We start from the raw sequence: 18,023 nt of genomic DNA on the forward strand, positions 1-18,023 counted from the left end.
ACCGCCCCCGCCCGGTGCTCTCATCAGTCCATGGACCCCAACACCGGTGCCGGATCGGATGGCGACGGCACGCCCGTCGGCCGGCGCCTCGTCCTCGGCATGCTGGGCCTCGGCGCGGGCGCGATGGCCGCTGCCCCCTGGCTCCAGGGCAGGCTGGAGACCGCGCTGGGCGCGGTGGCCGACAAGGACCCGACGGGGGTGACCGGACTCCTCCCCAACGGCGGCGGCTTCCGCTACTACTCCGTCACCTCCTCCGTGCCCCACAAGGACGCCGACAGCTACCGGCTCACCGTCGACGGACTCGTCGACAGGCCCGGCGCGTACCGCCTCGCCGATCTGCGCGCGCTGCCGCAGACCCGCCTGGTGCGCGACGTCCAGTGCGTCACCGGCTGGCGGGTGCCCGAGACCCCGTTCGAGGGCGTGCGGCTGTCGGCGCTGCTCGACGCCGCCGGGGTGCGCCGGGACGCCAAGGCGGTCCGCTTCACCTGCTTCGACGGCGCGTACAGCGAGAGCCTGACCCTCGACCAGGCGCGGCGGCCGGACGTGCTGGTCACGCTGAAGCTGCGGGACAAGCCGCTCGGCCACTCCCACGGCGGGCCGGTGCGGCTGTATGTGGCGCCGATGTACTTCTACAAGTCGGCGAAATGGCTCTCCGGTATCACCGTCACCGACGACGTGCGGCCCGGCTATTGGGAGGAGCGGGGCTATGACGTCGACGCCTGGGTCGGCAAGTCGAACGGACGGGACGATGACCCCACCGCCTGAGGAGGCGATGGCTCCGGCTCGGCGGTCCGGCGACCGGGACGGCGGCTCCCGGGTGCTCCGATTCAGCCCCGCCGAGCGCTGGATCCACCGCACCACGGCCCTCCTGCTGGGCGCGTGTGTGGTCAGCGCGGCCTGTCTCTATCTGCCCGCGCTCGCCGAACTCGTCGGCCGCCGCGCGCTCGTCGTCACCGTCCATGAGTGGACCGGCATCCTGACCCCCCTCCCGGTCCTGCTCGGCCTCGTCTCCCGCGCCTTCCGCGCCGATCTCACCCGCCTCAACCGCTTCGGCCCGCACGACCGCCGCTGGCTGCGCGCGGCGCTGCGGCGCGACCACCGGCCCCAGGAACGCCCGGCGGGGAAGTTCAACGCCGGGCAGAAGCTGTACGCGGGGTACATCGCGGGCGCGGTGCTGGTGATGGCGGGCACCGGGCTGCTGATGTGGTTCACCGGTCTGGCCCCGCTGGTGTGGCGCACCAGCGCCACCTTCGTCCACGACTGGCTGGCGCTGGCCGTCGGCATCGTCCTGCTCGGCCACATCGGCAAGGCGCTCGCCGATCCGGAGGCCCGGCGCGGGATGCGCACGGGCCGGGTGGAGCGGGCGTGGGCGGCCCGGGAGCACCCCCTGTGGCGTACGGACGAGGACGCGCGGGAGCGCCGGGAGGACTGAGGGCCCCAAACCGGTGGCCACGCACGCCGCGTCCGCTGAACCCGTGACACGCGGTGCCATGATGCATCGCATGCGAGAGAAAGGCGCAAGAACAACCGTTATGCGGCTTTGGCTGCACGCCGCCGTATGTCTCGCGGCGATGCTTCCGCTGAGCGGATGCCGCATGTACGAGTCCCCGATGCGGCGCGGCGGGCTCTGGGTGAACCCGGACAGCCCCGCCGCCCGGCAGGCTCATGAACGGGAACACGAGGGAAAGAACGGCGACGCCGCGCTCATCCGGCGGATCGCCCAGCAGCCGGTCGCGGAATGGTTCGGACCCGCGCCGCCCCGGGAACGGGCCCGCTCCATCACCGAATCGGCGGCGCGGACCGGCTCCATCCCGGTTCTGGTGGCCTATCACATCCCGTACCGCGACTGCGGGCGCTACTCGGCGGGCGGCGCGCGGAACCGCGCGGCCTACCGGTGGTGGATCGAGCAGTTCACGCTGGGCATCGGCGATCGCCGGGCGATCGTCGTCCTGGAGCCCGACGCGGTGGCCCAGCTGGTCGACCGCTGTGTGCCGCGCAGACTGCGCAAGGCCCGGCTGGAGATGCTCCGCGACGCGGTCGCCCTGTTCGCCGCGCTGCCCCACGTCAAGGTGTACCTGGACGCGGGGAACCCGAACTGGATCAAGAATCCCGCCCGGCTGGTAAGGCCGCTGCGCGAGGCCGGTATCGAGCAGGCGGACGGCTTCGCGCTGAACGTCTCCAACTTCCAGCCGACCCGCCGCACCAAGGCGTACGGCCACCGGCTCTCCACCGCCCTCGACAAGGCCCACTTCATCATCGACACCAGCCGCAACGGCAACGGCCCGCTGCGGGCCCACGGCGCGGCCCGGCACGGCATCCGAGCGCGGGACTCCTGGTGCAACCCGCCGGGGCGGGCGCTGGGCGAGCCGCCCAGCACCCACACCGGGGACCCCCTCGTGGACGCCTATCTGTGGATCAAACGGCCGGGGGAGTCCGACGGCACCTGCAACGGCGGGCCCCCGGCGGGCCGCTGGTGGACCAAGTACGCCCTCGACCTGGCCCGTAACGCCTCCCACCACCGCTGAGCGCTCCGCCGGAGGTGCCCTGACGTGTCGTCAATCGGCCGCGGCGCCGTTGTGGCCGGTCGCCCACGCGGCGGAGCCGCACATCGACACGGCCGCGGCGGAGCCCGCGTCGACACGGCCCCGCGCCCCTTCGGGGCGCTTGTCCTTCGGCGTCGCGCAGGGGCTGGCCGCGTCGCGCGCCGTCGGCACCGTGCCACGCGCCGGACGCTTCCGGCCGCGGCGCAGCAGCCACACCGACCAGATCGCCACCGGAGCCAGACACAGGGCCAGGGCGAGCACCGCCCAGATCCGCATCACCGCATGGGTGTGCCCCAGGAAGAACGAGCCGACCAGCGAGGAGCCGAACACCCCCGCCCACAGCAGATGGATACGGAACGTGGCGAGCCGGTCGGGGCTGGACGAGTCGCCCTTGGGTGTGACCACGAACCGGCTGGTGCGCCGCAGCACCGCGTCGCACAGCGACTTGGCGTAGATCGGCGCGGACAGCGCCGAGAGCAGCATCCCGGCCAGCCCGCCGGAGCCCTCCGGCTCGTGCGGGGAGACGTTGTGCCGCCGGTTCCAGACGTACAGCCCGATCTGGAGCATCGCCGCGTCGCTGTAGAGCATCATCCACATCTCGGCCGGGATATGGATCCCGGCGGCGCCAAGCACCAGGAACAGCGCGCACGACAGCGCGGAGAGGAGCCAGTTGACCGCGGTCATCGGGTAGTACGCGATCATCAGCGAGTAGTTCAGCAGCTTGCCCGGCGACAGGGTGAACGTCCCCTTCCAGAACTGCTTGAGCACGGTCTCGTAGGTGCCGCGGCTCCACCGCATCTGCTGGGTGAAGAAGTCCGTCCAGGTGCTCGGCCCCTCGCCGACCGCGAGTACATCGGGGGTGTAGACCGAGCGCCACTTCCGCCGGGTCGCCGGGTTGCGGTGGCGGTGCAGCTCGAAGCCGGTGGCCATGTCCTCGGTGATCGAGTCGTACAGCCCGCCGATCGAGCGCAGCGCGCTGATCCGCACCACGTTGTTGGTGCCCACGAACATAGGGCCGCCATAGGCGTTTCCGGCCCGCTGGATCAGCGCGTGGAAAAGGAACTGCTGGCTTTCGGCGGCCTTGGTGACCGGGGTGTCGTAATTCCCGTAGACCTGCGGGCCGACCACGAAGGCGATATCCGGATCCCGGAAGTAACCCAGCATGCGCTCCAGGAAGTTGGGCAGCGGCACATGGTCGGTGTCCACACACGCCATGAATTCATAGCCGTCGCCGTGCGCGTCCAGCCAGGCGTTGTAATTCCCGTGCTTGGTCCGCGCCCGGAAAGCGCCCTTCGGCTGGTTCCACTTCTCGATGCCCTTGCGGGAGAAGTGCCGTACGCCCAGCCGCGCGCACAGCGCCTTGACCTCGTCGTCGTCCCCCTCGTCGAGCAGCCAGACGTCCAGCGGCCCGGTGTGCCGGATCCGCACCGCCCCCTCCAGCGTGGCCCGGACCATCGCGATCGGCTCCTTGCCGGGCACGAAGCTGGTCAGGAACGCCACCCGGGTCCCCGGCTCGGCCACCACCGGCACCGGATCCCGCGCCACCAGCGTGGCATGGGCGTTGGAGACGACCGTGAACAGGCGGAACCCCTCGATCAGCGCGATCGAGACCAGCATCGCCAGATCCGCCGCCCGCTGCCACCCCGGCGCGTAGTCCCGCTCCACCCAGTGGTCGGGGTGGAGCAGCCACAGCAGCAGCACCGCCGAGCACACCGGCGCCGCGCACAGCAGCAGCGCGGCGCGGATCCGGTGCGGCTCCTGCGCCAGCAGGCTGCGGCAGCGCACCCGGTAGGGGCGGTCCGTGGGGGCCTTGGTCAGCGGGCCCGCCAGTTCGCTGTACCGCTTGTACTCGTATACCGGGGCGGGACGGTGGTGCGGGACGCGGGAATCCGACGCGGTACGCGCGGGCGGTGGCCCGGCTACGGCGCGGGCGGGGCTTTTCCGGGGGGAATCTCTGACGGGGGTCGGTGCAGACATCTGGGCACTCCCGCGGGGCTGGCTCGAACCGAATGTCGCGCCACGATGACCCATACGGGCCATAATTCTTCAGGTCATCGCGCGAGATGAGAAGGTAACAATCCCATGGGGCATCAGCGTGTACATCGGATATTCGGCGCGCCTTTGCTGACGGTCCGTAAGGCGCCCACTCCGACGGCCCAGCGGCGCGCGTCTTACGTGATTTACATCCCGCCGTCTGGCAGGGTCGGCACCGATCGAAGCCCATCGGAATACGGAGGATGGGGCGCAGTCGCCCGATGAGAGTCCTGCACATCATCTCCCGCCTCGGGGCCGGAGGAGCCGAACAGCAACTGCGGCTGCTGCTGCGCCGTATGCCGGTCCGCTGTGACGTCATCGCCCTCTCGGGCCCCGGCGCCACCGCGCACGGCATCCGCGCGGACGGCATCCCGGTCACCCATCTGCCCCTGGGCGGCGGGCGCGAGCGGCAGCTCACCACCGTGCCCAGGCTGGTACGGATCATCCGGTCCGGCGGCTACGACCTGGTGCACACCCATCTGTACCGGGCGTGTGTGCTCGGCCGGATCGCCGCCCGGCTGGCCGGGGTGCGCGCGGTCATCGCCACCGAACACAGCCTGGGCGAACGGCGGATCGACGGCCGTCCGCTCAACGCCGCCCTCCGCGCCCGCTATCTCGCCGCCGAACGGCTGGGCTCGGCGACGGTCGCCGTCTCGGCCGCCGTGGCCGACCGGCTGCGCGACTGGGGCGTGCCCAACCGCCGGATCCATCTGGTGCCCAACGGGATCGACGCCCGTCACTTCCGCTTCGAGCCGACCGCCCGGGCGGCCGCCCGCGCCCGACTCTCCATCCTCGACCGGGCCTTCGTGGTCGGCGGGGTGGGACGCCTGGTCGCGGACAAGCGGTTCGACACGGCGGTGCGGGCCGTCGCCGAAGTGCCGGACGCCCGGCTGCTGCTGGTCGGCGAGGGCCCCGAGCGCCCCGCCCTGGAGGACCTGGCCGCCCGGCTCGGCGTGGCCGACCGGGTCCGGCTGCTGGGGGAGCGCGACGGCGCGGTGGCCCCGGCCGACGACCGCCCCGCGGGGCTGCCCGCGCTGCTGGCCGCCATGGACGTCCTGGTCTCGCCGTCCGCCGAGGAGGCGTTCGGCCTCGCGGCGCTGGAGGGGCTGGCGGCCGGGCTGCCGGTGCTGCACACGGTCTGCCCCGCCCTCGACGAGTTGCCCGACGGGGCCGCGCCCGGCGCCCGCCGCATCGCCTCCGGCCCGGCCGCCCTCGCCGCCGCCCTGCGTGCACAGGCCGCCCAGGGCCCGCTGCGCTTCCCGGTCCCGGACGCCGTCGACCGCTACGACATCGCGCGCGGCGCCCGCCGTCTGATGGACCTCTACGACCGCACCACCACCTGCGGCCCGGACGGCTGTCTGCGGGTGCCGCCCGTCAGCCGGATGCCGCGGCGCGGCGCGCCCGCGGGTTGAGACGGCCCGTGCGGCGGGGGCAGCCGCGCCCATGCGGCGGGGCATCAGCCGCGTGGCGCGGCGGAAGTCAGCTTTCGCTGCCCGAAGCGTCAGCCACGCTCAATGCCGACGCGCGGTGCGCCCGCGGGCTCAGGCCGCGCTCGCGCTTGAAGGCGGCGCTGAGGGCGAACGCGCTGCCGTAGCCGACCCGCCGGGCCACCGCCGCCAGGGTGTGCTCCGGATCCCGGAGCAGATCCGCCGCGAGCGCCAGCCGCCAGCCGGTCAGATACGCCATGGGCGACTCGCCCACCAGCGCGGTGAAGCGGCGGGCCAGCGCAGCGCGCGAGACACCCGTCTCGGCGGCGAGCCCGGCCACCGTCCACGGATGGGCCGGGTTGTTCTGGAGCAGCCGCAGGGCGCGGCCCACCACCGGGTCGCCCAGCGCCCGGTACCAGCCGGGCGCCCGGGCCTCCGGCCGGGAGAACCAGGCCCGCAGTACGGAGATCAGCAGCAGATCCAGCAGCCGGTCCAAGACCGCCTCCTGCCCGGGCTCGTCCTTGACGATCTCCTCGCCGAGCCAGGGCATCAGCGGGCAGTCCCACACCCCGCCGTCCAGCGCCAGCAGCGGGGGCAGCGCGTCCAGCAGCCGCCCGCTGATCTCGCCGTCCAGCAGATAGCTGCCGATGAGCATCGTGGCCGAGCCGTCCGGGCTGTTGCCCCAGGTGCGCACCCCCAGCGCCATCGCCTCGGCCAGGTCGTGGCCGTCCGCCGTGCGGCACACCTCACCGGGGAGGATCCACGCCCGCGGCGCGGTCGCGGGGTCGTCGGCGACCGTGTACGGATCCGGGCCGCGCGCGATCGCCACGTCCCCCGGGCGCAGCCGCACCGCCTCGCCCGCGTCCGGCACCACCCACGCCTCGCCGCGCGCCATGGTCATCACACACAGCGGGGCCCGGTCCTCGATCCGCACCGCCCACGGCGGCTCCATCACGACCCGCAGCAGAAAGGCCCCCCGGGCCCGCGGGCCGTCCAGCAGACTCGCCAACGCGTCCATGGCGCACAGCGTAGACGCTCGCGCATGCCGCGGAGTTTCTCGGCCATGGACCGTCTCACCGTCCGCGAGTTGACTGGCCGCATGACGACACAGAACACGGAACACCCGACCGTCCTGGTGCTCGGCGGCACCGGCAAGACCGGGCGCCGGGTCGCGGACCGGCTGAACCGGGCCGGACACCCGGTGCGGATCGGCTCCCGGTCCGGAGATACGCCGTTCGACTGGGAGGACCCGCGCACCTGGGAGCCCGCGCTGGACGGGGCCGCCGCCGCGTACATCGCCTACTACCCCGACGTCTGCGACCCGGGCGCCGCCGCCACCCTCCGCGCCTTCGCCGAACGCGCGGCCGAGCGCGGCACCCGGCGGCTGGTGCTGCTCTCCGCCCGGGGCGTGGCGGCGGCGCTGCCCGCCGAGGAGGCGGTGCGGGTGCCCGGGGTGGCGGCGACCGTGCTGCGGGCGAGCTGGTTCTTCCAGAACTTCGACGAGGGCATCCTGCGCGACGGGGTGCTCGACGGCGAGATCGTCTTCCCGGCCGGGGACGTCGAGGAGCCCTTCGTGGACGCCGACGACATCGCCGAGGTCGCGGTCGCGGCGCTGACCGGGGACGTACCCGGAGACCGGACGTACGAGATCACCGGGCCGAGGCTGCTGACCTTCGCCGAGGCGGCCGCGGAGATCGCCGGGGCGACGGGCCGCGCGGTGCGCTATGTGCCGGTCTCCGCCGAGGGTTACGGGGCCGCGCTGGTGCGCGACCACGGGCTGCCGGACGAACTGGGGGCGTTTCTGACCGAGCTCTTCGCCACCCTGCTGGACGGGCGCAACGCGCGTCTCACGGACGATGTCCGGCGCGTCCTGGGGCGCGCGCCCGGGGACTTCGCCGACTACGCGCGGCGGGCCGCGCGGAGCGGGGCCTGGGCGGGCTGAGGCGCGACGGACCCGGCCGCCTTCCGCGGGGCGTCAGGGGAGTGGCTGTTCGGTCCAGATGCACTTGCCGTTGGAGGTGTAGCGGGTGCCCCAGCGGTGGGAGAGGGCCGAGACCAGCTGGAGCCCGCGCCCGCCCTCGTCGGTCTCCGAGGCGTGGCGGATCCGGGGGGTGGTCAAGGAGCCGTCGGTCACCTCGCAGATCAGCCCCTCGCCGCGCAGCAGCCGCAGCTCGACCGGGCCCCTGCCGTGCCGGATCGCGTTCGCGACCAACTCGCTGACCAGCAGCTCCGCGGTGGGGGTGAGCGGAGCCAGCTCCCAGCGGGTCAGCTGGTCCCGGACGTGGTCGCGCGCCTCGCCCGCGGCGATCGGCCCCTCGGACAGCGGCCAGGTGGCGATGTGGTCCGGGGCGAGCACATGGGTGCGGGCGATGAGCAGTGCCGCGTCATCGGCGGTGAGCTGCTTCTCCGGCAGCAACTCGGCCAGCACCTCGTCGCACAGCCGCTCCAGCGAGGCGCTCTCGCCCCGGCCCCCGTCGCCCCGGGCCCCGTCGCCCCGGCCCCCGTCGTCCCGGGCGTCCTCCGGGCCGGGTACGCGGGCCGCGCTGGACAGCGCGCTCGCCAGGTGCCGCATCCCGCGATCGATGTCCCGGGCGGCGGACTCCACGAGACCGTCGGTGTACAGCACCAGCAGACTGCCCTCCTCCAGACTCACCTCGGTGGTCTCGAACGGCGGCTGGGCCGCGCCCAGCGGTGGATCGGGGGCGCCGCCGGCGAAGCGGACCGGGTGGCCCGGACGTACGACGGCCGGGGGCGGATGTCCGGCGCTGGAGAAGACGCAGGTGGCGCCGACCGGGTCGTAGACGGCGTACAGACAGGTCGCGTAGAGGTTGTCCCCCAGCTCGCTCACCACGTCGTTGAGCCGGGTGAGCAACTCGGCGGGCGGAAATTCCAGTTCGGCCAGGGTGTTCACGGCGGTGCGCAGCCGGCCCATGGTGGCCGCCTCGGACAGCCCGTGACCCATCACATCCCCGATGACCAGGGCCACCCGGGCGCCGGACAGCGGGATCACGTCGTACCAGTCGCCGCCCACGTCGATGCCCTCGCTGGCGGGCAGATAGCGTGCGGCGGCGGTGACCGAGGACAGCGACGGCAGAGCACGCGGCAGCAGCCCCCGCTGGAGCTCCTTGGCCCGGGTGTGCTCCATGTCGTACAGCCGGGCGCGCTCGATGGCCTGCCCCATCAGTCCGCTGAGCGCGGTGAGCAGGGCCCGCTCCTCCGCGTCGAGCCGGCGCGGCTCGGCGAAGGCGACCACCGAGCAGCCGATGTTCCGGCCGGAGACGATCAACGGCAGAAAGGCCCATGCCTGCTTCTGCGCCGCGGCGGGCCGCCCGGCCATGCCGGGATAGCGCGCGGTGTACTCCTCGGCCGACTCGACGAAGGCGGGCGCCCCGCTCTGGTACACCTCGGAGACCGGCGACACTTCATGGATCGAGGCCCCGTCGATCGACTCCAGGAAGGGCTGCGGATAGCCGACGGCCCCGGCGATCCGGATCACGTCGCCCTCGATGAGCTGCACCACCATCCCCGAGGCGCCGAACGGCGGCAGCACCCGGTCGGCGATGGCGTTCACCACGTCGCGCATCGTCAGCGCCTGCGCGAGGGCGCTGGTCAGCTCGCCGATCCGCGCGGTGCGCTCGGCCGCCGCGTGCTCGGCCGCGGCCCGCTCCGCCTCCCGCGCCCGGCTCGCGGTGATGTCGGCGGCGTAGACCGTGAGCCCGTTCGGCACCGGGACCAGCCGCATGGAGTACCAGCGCTGATTGGTGGGCCAGCGCACCTCGAACCCGACCGGGGTGCCGCTCTCGGCGGCCCGCCGGTAGCGGCCCCGCAGGCCCGGCTCGGCCTCGTCGACGCTCAGCCGGGTGAAGGCGTCCCACAGCGTCCTGCCGAGCGTCGTCCGAGCGGTGCCGAGCAGCCGCTCCGCCTCGCCGTTGACGAAGGTGATGCGCCAGTCGCCGTCGACCGCGAAGAACGCGTCGCTCATATGCCAGAGCGCCTGGCTCACCTGGTCGTCCGCCAGCGAAGCGCCGGTGCCGTCCCGGTCCCGGTCCCGGCCCCGGTCGGGAGGGCCCTCCCGCAGCCGCGCGGCGGCCCACGCGGCCAGCGCCTCGACGGCCGCCCACCGCTCCGGTGCGGGCCGCTCGGCCGGGGCCATCAGCACCGACAGTGCGCCGGTGACCCCCTCCGTAGTGATCAGCGGAACCGCCAGCAGCCCGCTTCCGGCGGGCAGCGCCGGGCCCGTGCCGTCCGCGGTGCCGAGGGCCGGCGCCCATACCGGTGTGCCCCGGGCCATCGCGCGGGCCGGGGCGCTGGCGCCGGCCGGCTCGACCTCCGCCCAGTCCCGGGCGACCGGACGGATCAGCCCGTGCACCGCCGTGAGCTGCGGCGGCCGGGCGCCGGGGCCGCGCAGATGCACCATGCCGCCGAGACCGCCGGTCTCCGTCACGGCGTGGTCGAGCGCGAATCCGAGCAGATCCGGGCCGCTCAGCCCGTCACCCGCTTCGATGATCATGCGTATCCGGGCGGTGATGGCCTCATCCATGCCCATGGGGAAAATTTACTCCCTTGGAGGTGTATTCCAGGGAATGGGCCATCGCGCCCAGGTCATCTCGTGAACATCTCGGGGTGCTCACGGACGTACTCCCGCACCCCGGTCGCGGGCCTTCCCGTGATCGTCTCGATGTCGTCGGTCCAGCGGTCGTAGCGGTTCTCCGCGTGCAGCCGCGCCATCGTGGCGAGGTGGTCGAAGAGGTGGTCGGGCAGGCCCAGAGCCTTCAGGTCGTGGTTGACCCAGGCCTCGTAGGAGACGTCCACATAGGCGACCGGCCGGCCGAGCGCGTCGGCGAACTCCTCGGCCATGGTGGTCATGTCGACCGAGGCCGGGCCGGTCGGATGGTAGGTCCTGCCGATGTGCGAGGAGGGGGCCACCAGGATCGCCGCCACCACCGCGGCGACGTCCCGCGCCGCGACCGGGGAGGTGCGTCCGGTGCCGAACGGCAGCCGGATCGTGCCCTCCTCCGCGATGGAGCGGTAGACGAAGGTGGTGAAGAGCGGATTCTCCAGGAAGACGGTGGGCCTCAGATGGGTGACGGGCAGCCCGGACCAGTTGAGCGCCTGCTCCGCCAGCCAGTGCTCCCGCTGCTGTGTCGACTCCGAGGTGCTGGTGAGGTCCATCTGGGAGACCGTCATCTGCGACATGTTGACCAGCGCGTCCAGCCGCGCGTAGTCGCGGGCGACCGCCGCCGTCGTCATTGTGGCCTCCAGGTACTTCGGCGAGACGCTCATGCCGAAGTACATCCGCCCGCAGCCGTCCAGCACCCGGGCCACGTCCGGGGCGCGGGTGAGATCGCCCGCCACCACCTCCGCGCCCGTGGCACGCAGCGCCCCGGCCCGCTCGTCCTCGCGGTGGACCATGGCGCGCACGGGCAGTCCGCGGCGGCGCAGCTCCTCCACCACGGTGCGGCCGACGGCCCCGATGCTGCCCGCGGCGCCGGTCACCAGGATCGGTGCGTCGGGCATGGCTAGGACACCAGCTTGTCGAGGGTGATGGGCAGTTCGCGGATCCGGACACCGGTGGCGTGGTGCACGGCGTTGGCGATGGCCGCGGCGGTGCCCGTGATGCCCACCTCACCGAGGCCCTTGGCCCCCATGGGGTTGGTGTACGGATCGGACTCGTCCACCCAGTGGGCCTCGATCGAGTGGACATCGGCGGCGGAGGCGATGTGGTACTGGGCGAAGTCCTGGTTGACCACATGGCCGAACCGCGGGTCCAGCACGCTGTGTTCGTACAGCGCCATCGAGATCCCCTGGGTCATTCCGCCGATCAGCTGGGAGCGGGCCGTCTTGGGGTTGATGACCCGGCCCACGTCGAACATCCCCAGCAGCCGCGCCACCCGCACCTCGCCGGTGTCCTCGTCCACCCGTACCTCGGCGAACTGGGCGCCGAAGCTGTGCATCGCATGGCGCTCGGCCTCCGGATTGCCGCCGGGCAGCTCCGCGGTGACCTCAAGACCGTCCGACGGCGCGATACCGCCGTGCTCGGTCTGGAGCCGGGCCCGCAGCCGGTCCGCCGCCTCCCAGATCGCGGTGCCCCAGCTGTTGATGCCCGCCGAGAACCCGGCGACCGACGCGGCCGGCAGCGCCGTGTCCCCGATCCGCATCTCCACCTGTCCCACGGGTACGCTCAGCGCGTCCGCGGCGATCTGGGTGAGCGCCGTCCAGGTGCCGGTGCCCAGGTCGGCGGCGGCGATCCGGACCGTGTAGTGGCCGTCCGGGGCGAGCCGGATCGTGGCCGCGTTGCCGGGGAAGCGGGGGGAGGGGTACGTCGAGGCGGCCACGCCGGTGCCCACCAGCCAGCGCCCCTCGCGGTGGGAACGGGGGGCCGGGTCGCGCCGGTCCCAGCCGGCCCGGCGGGCGCCCTCGCGCAGACAGTCCGTCAGGTGGCGGCTGGAGAACGGCAGCCCGGACTCCGGATGCGCCGCCGGCTCATTGCGGATCCGGAACTCCACCGGGTCGAGACCGCAGGCGATCGCCATCTCGTCCAGCGCCGACTCCAGCGCGAACATCCCCTGCGCCTCGCCCGGCGCCCGCATGATCGTGGGCACCGGGACATCCAGCGGGGCCAGCCGGTGGGTGGTGCGCCGGTGCGGCGCCGCGTACATCATCCGGGAGCAGACGGCCACCTGCTCCGCGTACCCCTTGGCCCTGGCGGTCTGCTCGATCACCTCGTGGGAGAGCGCGGTGAGCCTGCCGTCCCGGCCGGCGCCCAGCCGGATCCGCTGGATCGACGCCGGGCGGTAGCCGACCAGGGCGAACATCTGCTGCCGGGTCAGCGAGAACTTGACCGGCCGCCGGACCATCCGGGCCGCCATCGCGGCGAGCACGGCGTACGAGTGGGGGTAGACCTTCGAGCCGAACGCGCCCCCGACATGCGGGGAGATCACCCGCACCCGCCCCGGCTCAAGACCCAGCACCCCGGAGATCAGGGCCTGGCTCATGGAGGCGCCCTGGGTGGAGCAGCGCACGATCAGCTCACCGTCCTGCCAGGTGACCACGGCGGTGTGCGGCTCCATCGGGTTGTTGTGGTACATCGGCGTGGAGTACGTGGCGTCCACCATGGTCGGCGACGCCGCCAGCGCCGTGTCCACGTCCCCCAGCACACTGTCGGCGGGCGAGCCGTCCTGGAGCTCTCCGCCGCCCGAGCCGAAGGTGGCGGCGTCCACCGGGGAGTAGAGGTCGCCGCGGTCGGCGCGCAGCACCACATCGGGGGTCCGGCCCTCGTAGTCCACGCGGACGAGCCCCGCCGCGCGGCGCGCGGTCTCCAGGCTCTCGGCGACCACCGCCCCGATGAACTGGCCGCGCCAGGCGACCTCGTCGGTCTGGAGCACCGCGAGCTCCGGGTCGTCCGGGCGGGTCAGCGTGGGGGCGTTGAGGTGGCTGAGCACCGCCAGCACCCCCGGCTCCGCCTCCGCGAGCGCGCCGTCCACCCCGGTGACCCGCCCGGCGGCGATCGTGGATTGCAGCGGATACAGATAGACGGGCTGGTCGAGGGGCCATTCATAGGCGTAGGTGGCGGTGCCGGTGACCTTCTGCACACCGTCGATACGGTCCATCGGGGTGCCGATGGCGCGGGGGCGTGCCGTGACGTCGCTCATCGCGCCTCCTCCAGCAGCTCCAGCAGGGTGCTGACCATCGTGTTGCGGGCGAGCGGGACCTTGAAGGCGTTGCCCGCCAGCGGCCGCGCCGCGGCCAGCTCGGCGGCGGCCGCGTCCACGAAGCTCTCCCGAGTGGCGGGCGCGCCGCGCAGCACCGCCTCGGCCGTGGTGGCCCGCCAGGGCTTGTGCGCCACCCCGCCCAGCGCGATCGCCACGTCCCGTACCGCCCCGTCGGTGACCTCCAGCACGGCGGCGACCGAGACCAGCGCGAAGGCGTACGAGGCGCGGTCGCGCACCTTGCGGTAGCGGGAGCGGGCCGCGGCGTGCGGGGGCGGCAGCTCCACGCCGGTGATCAGCTCACCGCGCTCCAGGACGGTGTCGCGCTCGGGGGTGTCCTCCGGCAGCCGGTGCAGCCGGGTCAGCGGGATCCGCCGCTCGGCGGCCGGACCGGTCACCGTCACCACCGCGTCCAGCGCGGCCAGCGCGACGGCCATGTCGGAGGGGTGGGTGGCCACACAGGCGGGGGAGGCGCCCAGGATCGCCATATCGCGCTGGTAGCCCCGCACCGCCGAGCAGCCCGAGCCCGGTATGCGCTTGTTGCAGGGGGTGGTGACGTTCTGGAAGTACGGGCAGCGGGTGCGCTGGAGCAGATTGCCGCCGGTGGTGGCGAGGTTGCGCAGCTGGCCCGAGGCGCCCGAGAGCAGCGCCTGGGAGAGCACCGGATAGCGCCGCCGGACCCGCGGGTCGGCGGCCAGATCGCTGTTGGGCACCGCCGCGCCGATCCGCAGCCCCCCGTCGGGCAGCTCCTCGATCCGGTCCGAGGTCAGCTGCCGGACGTCGATCAGCACCTCCGGGGTCGTCACCTCGAGGCGCATCAGATCGACCAGATTGGTGCCCCCGGCCAGATAGGCCGCGTCGGCCTCCTTCACCAGGGTGGCGACGGCCGTCGGCACCTCATCGGCGCGTTCGTAGCGAAAGGGCTTCATCGGTGCGCCACCTCCGCGATCGCCGGGACGATGTTCGCGTACGCGGCGCAGCGGCACAGATTGCCGCTCATCCGCTCGGCGATCTCCTCGTCGTCGAGCACCACGTCGGTGGCGCCCGGGTCCTTGCTCACGGCGCTGGGCCAGCCCGCCCCGGCCTCCTGGAGCATCCCGGCCGCCGAGACGATCTGACCGGGTGTGCAGTAGCCGCACTGGAAGGCGTCATGGGCGATGAACGACCGCTGGAGCGGATGCAGCTCACCGTCGGTGAGCCCGGCCGCCGTGACGATGTCCGCCCCCTGGTGGGCGACGGCCAGTGCGAGGCAGCCGAGGATCCGGCGGCCGTCGAGCAGCAGGGTGCAGGCGCCGCACTGTCCGTGGTCGCAGCCCTTCTTGGGGCTGGTGTTCCCCAGTTGTTCGCGGAGGGCGTCAAGCAGCGTCGTACGGGTGTCGACGGTGAGGCGGTGCTCGGTCCCGTCCACCCGGAGCTCGATCTCCAGGTCCATGGTCCCTACCCTTGATCGTCGTCCTTCGGAACGTCACGCGGCACCCCCATTCTCGGACATATGCATACTGATCGCCCGTTCGGCGGTATGGTCCCGCCGGAACTCCGTACCGATACGGGCCGCGGCCCCTCGCCGGCCGACACCGGTGGACCAGGCCGCGGCCCGGGGCCAGGGCCTCCTTCAGGTGTGCTGGATCACGGCTTCCAGATGGGGCAGATAGTGGTCCATGCGGTCCCGCTTGGTGAGCAGATACGGGAGGTTCTCCTTGTGCGGAGTCATCAGCAGCGGCACCTGCTCGCTGACCCGGACGCCGTGCCGCACCAGCGCGTCCCGCTTCTGCGGGTTGTTGGACAGCAGCCGCACGGAGCGCACCTCGAGGTCGTGCAGCACATCCGCCGCCACCTTGTAGTCGCGGGCGTCGGCCGGCAGGCCGAGGGCGAGGTTGGCCTCGACGGTGTCCAGCCCCTCGGACTGGAGCTTCATCGCCTGGAGCTTGGCGAGCAGTCCGATCCCGCGCCCCTCATGGCCTCTCAGATACACCAGGACGCCCCGGCCTTCGGCCGCGATCGCCTTCAGTGCGGCGGAGAGCTGGTCGCCGCACTCGCAGTGACGGGAGCCGAACGCGTCTCCGGTGAGGCACTCGGAATGCAGCCGGGTAAGCGCTTCCTCCCCGTCGACATCGCCGTATACGAGCGCTATTTGTTCATCACCGCGCACAAGGTCCCGATAGCCGATCGCGAGAAAGTCGCCATGCTTCGTGGCCAGCCGGACATTCACCACTCGTTCGACACCCGAGGTGCGGGTGTCGACATCGAACACGCCATCACTTTCTGTCATGTCCCGATCTTATCTGGAAAACCACCGCCCTTGTACAGGAGAATGAGAAAGCCGCAGCAACAAGCTGTCCGGACGACGTATGAAAGGTCCACGAGATATGAGCGGTTCGGGAACGCGCCCGCAGACCGGCATGGTGTTGCCGACACGGACGACGGAGGAAGTGCGGGCCGACCGGGCCGAGGTCGCCGTTCTTCCCGTGGGCAGCTTCGAACAACACGGCGCATTTCTCCCACTGGTGACCGACACGGTCATCGCCTGCACGGTCGCAGCCGAGATCGCGGCCGCGTACCCGGTGCTCCAGCTGCCCCCGGTGACGGTCTCCTGCTCCCATGAACACGCCGCCTGGCCAGGGACGGTGTCGATTTCCGCGGCCACCCTCCACGCCGTGGTGCGCGATATCGCGGACTCGCTCAGGCGCTCGGGTATACGCGGTCTGATTCTGGTGAACGGACACGGCGGAAATTACGTACTGCGCAACGTCGTTCAGGAATCCGCGGGCACTGACTTCCGCATGGCGCTATTCCCCGGATCGGCCGACTGGGAGGTTGCCAGGAGCCGCGCCGGAGTGCGCACCCCGGCCAACAGCGATATGCATGCGGGCGAACTGGAGACATCGATCCTCCTGCATGCCCATCCGGAACTCGTACGGCCCGGCCATGAAACCTCCGACTGGATATCCGACGATCGGAAACATCTGCTCACCCTCGGTATGTCCGCCTATACCGAATCCGGGGTCGTCGGCCGTCCGTCCAGGGCGTCCGCGGATAAGGGAAAGGAACTCCTGGCCGGGCTCGTCGACTGCTTCGCCGAGTATCTTTCCCTGGTCGGTGCCGAGAAGGAGGCGGGATGACCTTCCTGGAGACGGAAGAGGCGTGGGAGCGGCTGCGCCCGGTCCGGACCGAGGCGGACGCGGAGGCCACCGGTCTGGTCCGGGGCCCGGACGGCAGGTGGCGGTGGAGCGAGGCCGCCTCGCCGGAGGCCCGGCTCCTGGTCGACCGCTACCTCCCGCTGTGCCTGGCCGGGCCGCGGCTGACCATCGCTCAGCTCGGCCAGAGCCTGGACGGCTTCATCGCCACCCGCACCGGCGACGCCGACTACGTCACCGGCGAGGAGGACCGCCGCCATCTCCACCGGCTGCGCGCCCTCGCCGACGCGGTGGTCGTCGGGGCCGGTACCGCCGTCGCGGACGACCCCCAGCTGACCGTGCGCGCCTGCGCGGGCGCCCATCCGGTGCGGGTCGTGCTCGATCCGCGCGGACGGGTGCCGCTCGACCGACGGGTGTTCACCGATGGCTCAGCTCCGACCCTGTGGGTGGTGGGCACCACCGGTGAGCGCCGGCCGGCGCCGCCGGACGGCGTGGACGTGCTGACGCTCGACGACCCGGACGCCTTCGCCCCCCACCACCTGGTGCGGGCGCTTCGGCGGCGCGGGCTCGGCCGGGTACTCGTCGAGGGCGGCGGGGTCACCGTGTCGCGCTTCCTGCACGCGGGGGCGCTGCACCGGCTCTACGTCACCGTGGCCCCGGTCCTGCTCGGCGACGGCATACCCGGGCTGCGCTTCGACGGGACGACCGTCATGCGGAACGCGCTCCGCCCGCCGGTCCGCCGCGACACCCTCGGCGAGGACACCCTCTTCGAACTCGACCTGTCGGCCCCGCAGCCGGCCGTAACCCTGGACGGCCAGCACCACGGCACCGGGGAGGCTCGCGGCGAAGGTGAGCACCCCGTAGACCACGGCCACGGTCAGCCCCTGGCTCGCGCCGAGGCCCGCGGCGCCGAAGGCCCAGGCGGTCACGCCCTCGCGGGGGCCCCAGCCGCCGACGTTCAGCGGCAGGGCCATGGCGATCAGGGCGAGCACCATCAGGGGCACCAGCTCGGTCAGCGGGGCGTCTGACCCCGCCACCCGCGCGGCCAGGACGAACGTCGTCAGATGGCCGGCCAGCACCACCACCGAGGAGATCACCAGCCCCGGCCAGCTGCCCCGGGCCAGCAGCCCGCGGCGCGCCTCCAGGAGCGCGCCGCGGACCTCGCCCCGCCGACCG

14 protein-coding genes and 2 pseudogenes are annotated in these 18,023 nt (G+C 72.8%); 7 read left to right on the forward strand and 9 right to left on the reverse strand.

The annotated features are described in order from the left end of the window. Nucleotides 1–30: 30 nt before the first annotated feature. The 3 genes from ABD329_RS24000 to ABD329_RS24010 all read left to right on the forward strand — a co-directional run bounded on the left by ABD329_RS24000 (nt 31) and on the right by ABD329_RS24010 (nt 2,525). Entirely contained in the window at nt 31–765 is a 735-nt protein-coding gene (locus ABD329_RS24000; RefSeq protein ID WP_198280651.1) for a molybdopterin-dependent oxidoreductase, read from the forward strand. Next, a complete protein-coding gene (locus tag ABD329_RS24005; RefSeq protein WP_198280652.1) occupies nt 749–1,432 on the forward strand; it encodes a cytochrome b/b6 domain-containing protein in 684 nt (227 codons plus the stop codon). The genes ABD329_RS24000 and ABD329_RS24005 overlap by 17 nt, the downstream gene beginning before the upstream one ends. A 70-nt stretch (nt 1,433–1,502) precedes the next feature. Then, nucleotides 1,503–2,525: a glycoside hydrolase family 6 protein gene (locus ABD329_RS24010; RefSeq protein ID WP_198280653.1), complete on the forward strand. Its 1,023-nt coding sequence runs from the start codon at nt 1,503–1,505 to the stop codon at nt 2,523–2,525. Nucleotides 2,526–2,555: 30 nt separating this feature from the next. On the opposite strand, the gene ABD329_RS24015 is transcribed toward ABD329_RS24010, so the two are convergent. Beyond that, complete coding sequence (locus ABD329_RS24015; RefSeq protein ID WP_344316874.1) at nt 2,556–4,520, reverse strand: glycosyltransferase family 2 protein; 1,965 nt, start codon at nt 4,518–4,520, stop codon at nt 2,556–2,558. Nucleotides 4,521–4,798: 278 nt separating this feature from the next. Here ABD329_RS24015 and ABD329_RS24020 point away from each other — a divergent pair, with 278 nt between their 5' ends. After that, nucleotides 4,799–5,989, forward strand: coding sequence for a glycosyltransferase (locus ABD329_RS24020; protein ID WP_198281722.1), 1,191 nt, complete (start codon nt 4,799–4,801; stop codon nt 5,987–5,989). A gap of 67 nt (nt 5,990–6,056) precedes the next feature. Here ABD329_RS24020 and ABD329_RS24025 read toward each other — a convergent pair whose 3' ends face one another. Continuing rightward, entirely contained in the window at nt 6,057–7,022 is a 966-nt protein-coding gene (locus ABD329_RS24025; protein ID WP_198281723.1) for an AraC family transcriptional regulator, read from the reverse strand. 81 nt (nt 7,023–7,103) lie between these two features. Here ABD329_RS24025 and ABD329_RS24030 point away from each other — a divergent pair, with 81 nt between their 5' ends. Continuing rightward, complete coding sequence (locus tag ABD329_RS24030; protein ID WP_198281724.1) at nt 7,104–7,946, forward strand: Rossmann-fold NAD(P)-binding domain-containing protein; 843 nt, start codon at nt 7,104–7,106, stop codon at nt 7,944–7,946. Between the two features lie 33 nt (nt 7,947–7,979). Here ABD329_RS24030 and ABD329_RS24035 read toward each other — a convergent pair whose 3' ends face one another. The 6 genes from ABD329_RS24035 to ribA form a co-directional block, all read right to left on the reverse strand. Then, a complete protein-coding gene (locus ABD329_RS24035) occupies nt 7,980–10,550 on the reverse strand; it encodes a SpoIIE family protein phosphatase (RefSeq protein ID WP_344316875.1) in 2,571 nt (856 codons plus the stop codon). A gap of 56 nt (nt 10,551–10,606) precedes the next feature. Then, the gene (locus tag ABD329_RS24040) at nt 10,607–11,521 is read right to left on the reverse strand and encodes an NAD(P)H-binding protein (protein WP_198281110.1); all 915 of its coding nucleotides are present in this window, start codon (nt 11,519–11,521) and stop codon (nt 10,607–10,609) included. Between the two features lie 2 nt (nt 11,522–11,523). Next, entirely contained in the window at nt 11,524–13,656 is a 2,133-nt protein-coding gene (locus ABD329_RS24045; RefSeq protein ID WP_198281111.1) for a xanthine dehydrogenase family protein molybdopterin-binding subunit, read from the reverse strand. After that, complete coding sequence (locus ABD329_RS24050) at nt 13,653–14,642, reverse strand: FAD binding domain-containing protein (RefSeq protein ID WP_344316876.1); 990 nt, start codon at nt 14,640–14,642, stop codon at nt 13,653–13,655. Before ABD329_RS24050 ends, ABD329_RS24045 begins: the two co-directional genes overlap by 4 nt. Beyond that, the gene (locus ABD329_RS24055) at nt 14,639–15,145 is read right to left on the reverse strand and encodes a (2Fe-2S)-binding protein (RefSeq protein ID WP_198280581.1); all 507 of its coding nucleotides are present in this window, start codon (nt 15,143–15,145) and stop codon (nt 14,639–14,641) included. Before ABD329_RS24055 ends, ABD329_RS24050 begins: the two co-directional genes overlap by 4 nt. Before the next feature lie 180 nt (nt 15,146–15,325). Then, entirely contained in the window at nt 15,326–15,982 is a 657-nt protein-coding gene (ribA, locus tag ABD329_RS24060; protein ID WP_198280580.1) for a GTP cyclohydrolase II, read from the reverse strand. A 97-nt stretch (nt 15,983–16,079) separates the two neighbouring features. Between ribA and ABD329_RS24065 the strand changes: the two genes are divergently transcribed. Both ABD329_RS24065 and ABD329_RS24070 read left to right on the forward strand, forming a co-directional pair. Further along, a complete protein-coding gene (locus ABD329_RS24065) occupies nt 16,080–16,832 on the forward strand; it encodes a creatininase family protein (protein ID WP_198280579.1) in 753 nt (250 codons plus the stop codon). Further along, nucleotides 16,829–17,464, forward strand: a pseudogene (locus ABD329_RS24070) (RibD family protein); the annotation flags it as partial. The gene ABD329_RS24065 and the pseudogene ABD329_RS24070, both read left to right, overlap by 4 nt. Nucleotides 17,465–17,661: 197 nt before the next feature. On the opposite strand, the pseudogene ABD329_RS24075 reads toward ABD329_RS24070, so the two are convergent. Next, a pseudogene (locus tag ABD329_RS24075) lies at nt 17,662–18,023 on the reverse strand (lysylphosphatidylglycerol synthase domain-containing protein); the annotation flags it as partial.

Source organism: Streptomyces javensis, from assembly GCF_039525925.1.
In the GTDB taxonomy this organism is placed as follows: Bacteria; Actinomycetota; Actinomycetes; order Streptomycetales; family Streptomycetaceae; genus Streptomyces; species Streptomyces asiaticus.